This is a genomic window from Candidatus Trichorickettsia mobilis (genome assembly GCF_034366785.1).
Classification (GTDB): Bacteria; Pseudomonadota; Alphaproteobacteria; order Rickettsiales; family Rickettsiaceae; genus Trichorickettsia; species Trichorickettsia mobilis_A.
Genome location: NZ_CP112957.1, coordinates 1 through 4,481 on the forward strand (window position 1 = coordinate 1; position 4,481 = coordinate 4,481).

Annotated in this window: 5 protein-coding genes and 1 pseudogene; 4 read left to right on the plus strand and 2 right to left on the minus strand. The window is 31.9% G+C overall.

The features are described 5' to 3' along the window. A pseudogene (locus Trichorick_RS09075) lies at positions 1–163 on the plus strand (IS6 family transposase); the annotation flags it as partial. A 24-nt stretch (positions 164–187) separates the two neighbouring features. On the opposite strand, the gene Trichorick_RS09080 reads toward Trichorick_RS09075, so the two are convergent. After that, positions 188–430: a peptide-methionine (R)-S-oxide reductase gene (locus tag Trichorick_RS09080; RefSeq protein ID WP_323739327.1), complete on the minus strand. Its 243-nt coding sequence runs from the start codon at positions 428–430 to the stop codon at positions 188–190. A gap of 189 nt (positions 431–619) precedes the next feature. Here Trichorick_RS09080 and Trichorick_RS09085 point away from each other — a divergent pair, with 189 nt between their 5' ends. Continuing rightward, complete coding sequence (locus tag Trichorick_RS09085) at positions 620–1,045, plus strand: hypothetical protein (RefSeq protein WP_323739328.1); 426 nt, start codon at positions 620–622, stop codon at positions 1,043–1,045. A 422-nt stretch (positions 1,046–1,467) separates the two neighbouring features. Further along, complete coding sequence (locus Trichorick_RS09090; RefSeq protein WP_323739329.1) at positions 1,468–2,064, plus strand: tetratricopeptide repeat protein; 597 nt, start codon at positions 1,468–1,470, stop codon at positions 2,062–2,064. A gap of 330 nt (positions 2,065–2,394) precedes the next feature. On the opposite strand, the gene Trichorick_RS09095 is transcribed toward Trichorick_RS09090, so the two are convergent. Beyond that, positions 2,395–3,756 carry a hypothetical protein gene (locus Trichorick_RS09095; protein ID WP_323739330.1) on the minus strand — a complete coding sequence of 454 codons (1,362 nt, stop codon included), beginning with the start codon at positions 3,754–3,756 and terminating at the stop codon, positions 2,395–2,397. A 338-nt stretch (positions 3,757–4,094) separates the two neighbouring features. Between Trichorick_RS09095 and Trichorick_RS09100 the strand changes: the two genes are divergently transcribed. Further along, positions 4,095–4,481: IS6 family transposase (locus tag Trichorick_RS09100; RefSeq protein WP_323739331.1), on the plus strand; the 387-nt coding region annotated here is incomplete at its 3' end.

Sequence of the window (4,481 nt, forward strand, 5' to 3'; positions counted from 1 at the left end):
TAAGAAACGAACGAAGCTTACGCTAGGCTTCAAGAGCTTCCGTTCAGCAAAAATTACTATTACCGGTATAGAAAACATTCGTATAATTCAAAAAGGACAAATAATCAAATCTAACAACAATCTTTCTGCTTTCGAAAATTTTAAAATGTTAATGGATGCATAACGTCTAAAATCTTACTTTTGTCGATTAAGGCAGAAGATGCTTTACAAATGCGACAGAACCATTATTTTTAATCTTACGATCAAAGCTAGGCCAACCTGAACCAGAGTGGAATTTATCCTTAGAGCTAAAAAGGGCTAATCCACAATTCTGACACAAATAGGTGCCATCAATTATAAAATTATCATAGATTCCACTATAACAATATTCTGTTCCTTTATTAACCACAATCTCTTTGACTTCTGGGGTTAAGCTGGTTGTTTTCAACATAAGACTTAATTTAAATTGTGGCGTTTAAGGTTAACGCTTTGCCAGCTATCACCAAATGTAGAATAGCAGTTTCTGATAGTTATTAAATTAAAAATTTAATGACTTTAGGATAAAAGGATATTATTAATAATTACACCAAATAAACATATATAAGCTGTAATTGTACTAAATATTTAAAGAAAGCGATTTATGAAAAACGACTATTATGATGATAACTGTGGAAGTGATATAGAGGAAGAGCGAGAATTAGTAGTACCTCACGCTGGCATAGATCAGTACCTCCAAGCTCATCAAAGACAACAACCACCTATTAAACTAGATATACCGGAACCAGTAATTATTCATGTATCTAGCGCTCAAGGTAACAGGGCAGGAGGCATATCTCAAGCTAATAAAGTATTAGCTATTCAAAATAAATTATTGAGTGTAAGTCAAGGACTAGGTTTTATCGATCTGGTTAAATCTACTCAAAACTTGTCCAGCGGAAATCCAGGCGCTTGCAATTTACAAGTGCATAAAGAGTACAGTTCAAATGTTGTATATTATATGCAAGCAGACGAGCCAATAAAAGCAGAAGAAAGCTCTTTAATCGGAGAAAATAACGTAATAGAGTGACAATAGCCTTAGATTTACATCTATAAACCATTATTTATAATCCTCTGGTTTTAAGTGAGGTAGAGTGTGGTGATCTTATTTGCTTATACAGCTATAAGGTTAATTTTTTTATGAACAATTATATCTAAGTTGCTGAGGGTAAGGTGTCCGTAAAGGATCAATTTTAAACCTGGATAACAAAGGTGGTTAAAATTTATATTAATACAATTTTAGACATATATAAAGTTTAGGACATCCTTTAAATAGTAGTTCTAAGTTACAATTGTCTAAGCCATTACGGTTTGTTTATTAAGTAATATTTAATTAATGTTTTTTTAATTAAAAGAATTATTATAATGGAGGAAATTGACCAAGTAAATTTCCATCCTTGACAGACTAAAATAATAAGTAAGATTTAATTAGAAATTAAAGCTGTAATTAAAATGAAGACGATATACAAATTGATTTTGATCACTTTACTAATACTTCACTCAAATTATATTGTTGCTAATAACGCTGAAGATTGGCTAAATAAATTAAATGAGGAAATAAAAAGAAACCCTCAAGATATTTCCTTACTACAGAAAAAAGTTATGGTATTAGACGAATTAGGTATATGGAAAGAGCTTTTAAAAACAGCAAATAATCTACTAATTCTAGCACCTAACAGCTCTCAAACTTACTATTATAAAGGCAAAGCCCTAGCGGGATTAGGAAATTATAAAAAAGCAATAGAAGCATATGACTCCTCTATTAAGTTAAATCCTAAAAATATAGATGCCCATTTCCTTAAAGCGTCAATTTTGTATCAGTTAGAAAACTATCAGGAAGCAGTAAACGAACATAACAAAATTATTGAAATAAATCCGCATATAGCTGGTGCTTATTTCTTTAAAGCAGTTGTGTTGAATAAATTAAACCTATACCCCCAAGCTTTAACAACGATTAAAAAAGCTTTGGAAATTGAACCAACTAATTCTATGTATATAGAAGCAAGGGATGACCTTCAAAAACGAGTAAAGGAAAAGGCAAGTAAATAGAGCAACTTTCGCTGTTTACAAATTTATAATCTAGTTTACACTAGGAAATTCATTCGCAAGGTTATGCATTAAATCGAGAATCGCTATATGGTGAACAGCTATGTTTAGCAATAGACTTAATTTACACCCAAAGACTGTGTTCTCGAAGTGTTTTCATCAAAATCCTTTATTACTTGCAATACGTTATCTAAGGTAGGTTTAAATCCTATGAAATGTTCAGCAACAAGAGTTTTGACATATTGGTTTTTATTACAAAAAATAGAAAAGAATAACGTGTTAATCTAAATTTAACTCCTTGACTCTTAAGACAGTATCAGGTCTGAAAGAATTTTATTTCTTAATTGACAAGGCGCTAAATATTAAATTTTTGAATTTACCAGTTAATGTATTTGACTGTTGTTTTTCATAAAATTGACTGAAGTTCTCAGCACACTCTCTTATAACATCGTTTGTATCCTTCACTGCTGATAGCAAATTTGTAACAGCTAACCCAGGCAATTGTTGCTCATTGTTAATTGCCGCAATAGATAAAATTAAACATGCATATTCTCTTGTTTCTTTTATCGAACTATTGCTAAATAACTCTGTGGCTGTTTGTAATATTTCTTGAGGCAATTGTTTTTTATGATCAGTAATAACTATAATTAATCCAGCTGCGGCACCTTTTGTAATTTCTTTATTATCATTTTTTAAGGCACGCTGTACACCATTAATTGCCACTTCTGACGGTTTAGAGTTATATCCGAATAAACCAATTGTTGCAGCTTTAGTAGCATTAATGCTTAGTGGTATTAGTGATAATTGTTCTACATATTCTATAGCTTCCTTTGATAATTCCTGACCATTACTTGCTGCATATGTACAGGCTAAAGATGCTAAGTTTCTTGTCTGTAAATTAATACTCGTGTCACCTGCTATTTGTATTATTTCCTTTAATCTATCATTAGATAGTAATTGTTTGGCAAAAGCTGCTTCGCATATCGTACTCATAGCACGGATAGTTATAGCAGCGCTACTTGTTTTGTCATTTGTTATTTTCATTAGAGTTTGAAGGGTGCTATCTGGCAACTCTTGTCCCATAACCGCTGCATTATTAAGTGCTGTAAGAGCATTACTTTTTATTAATTCATTAGCATTTAATGAGGTCTTCTCTAGTCCTGCGAACGCCGTTTCCGAGAGCTTATGCCCATTCACAATTAAGCTACAAAATGCCTCTGCTGCTATTCCAGCATCTATACTATTTTTTGAGAATAATGCCTTTTCTAATCTATTAATATATTTAGGGGATAGTATAATATTTTCTTTTGCCTTATCTCTTAAATCTCCAACGCTATTACCACCCCCAAGTCCACGAACATGGCTTTGTAAGGTTATGTCACCATTATTTAACTCATTTTTGGTAATGAAATGATTTTTAAAATATATTTCACATACTTCCTGAGTTTTAATTCTTTGTATCTCTGAGGGTAAATCATGGTCTTTGACTGGAATTATTTGCCCGGTGTTAGTATCAATTATATTAGCATGGACACCGCTACATAAGTAAAGTTGCAATTCTTTATTATCACACACTTTAGTTGTTCCAAGAACATATATATCCTTAGGAGTTTTATTGGTAATATCTTTTGGTGGTAGTATTTTAATTTGTTTAGTTTGTTGTTGTGTATCTAGAGAAGCATTTATAACTTTCATAATATTTTCCTTTATATTTAAAGTTTAGTATGTATGAAACAGCAAATTTAGTTATAACGCTATTGCAAAGCGAGAAGCTCGACTGTTATAAGCAGCTGTAAAGGTTAAAACTTTCTTGTTATGCCCAGAGCTTTAACTACCAAATTACTCTTGGTTTGTGTTTAGATTTGATTTAGATAAACTGTTATTTTCATCTCAAGTTTTTATTATCTTCTCATAAGATGTTAAAAATTTCAATGACTTTAAGTAAGTTACTTTCATAAATCATGTTAAACGGTTCTGTCACATCTGTTGCGAACACTCTCTAAAGCTGGTATAAAGGCTTAAAAAATATTCGAATGCCGTTTAATATTTCTCCGAAATTGGTCAAGTATTTCAAAGGATTTTGTTCATCAGCCGAGATAATAATGCTCTTTGTGTATATGAAATGTAGATTTTCTTTAAGTTATCGTGATTTAGAAGAGATGGCCAGTATTAGAGGAGCGCAAATAGATCACGCTACTTTGCAAAGATGGGTAATAAGGTTTGTACCGTTAATAGATACTGCGGTAAGGAAACGTAAAAAACTCATAGGCAATAGTTGGAGAATGGACGAAACGTATATTAAAGTAAAAGGAGTTTGGGTCTATTTGTATAGAGCCGTTGACTCACTCGGTAATACTATAGAGTTTCTACTTAGGAAACACAGAGATGCCGATGCCGCTAAAGCCTTTTTTCGTAAGGCT

Excerpts from the sequence above, each read along its gene's own strand:
- Trichorick_RS09080 (WP_323739327.1), bottom strand. The coding sequence starts at position 430 with ATGTTGAAAACAACCAGCTTAACCCCAGAAGTCAAAGAGATTGTGGTT.
- Trichorick_RS09085 (WP_323739328.1), top strand. The coding sequence starts at position 620 with ATGAAAAACGACTATTATGATGATAACTGTGGAAGTGATATAGAGGAA.
- Trichorick_RS09090 (WP_323739329.1), top strand. The coding sequence starts at position 1,468 with ATGAAGACGATATACAAATTGATTTTGATCACTTTACTAATACTTCAC.
- Trichorick_RS09095 (WP_323739330.1), bottom strand. The coding sequence starts at position 3,756 with ATGAAAGTTATAAATGCTTCTCTAGATACACAACAACAAACTAAACAA.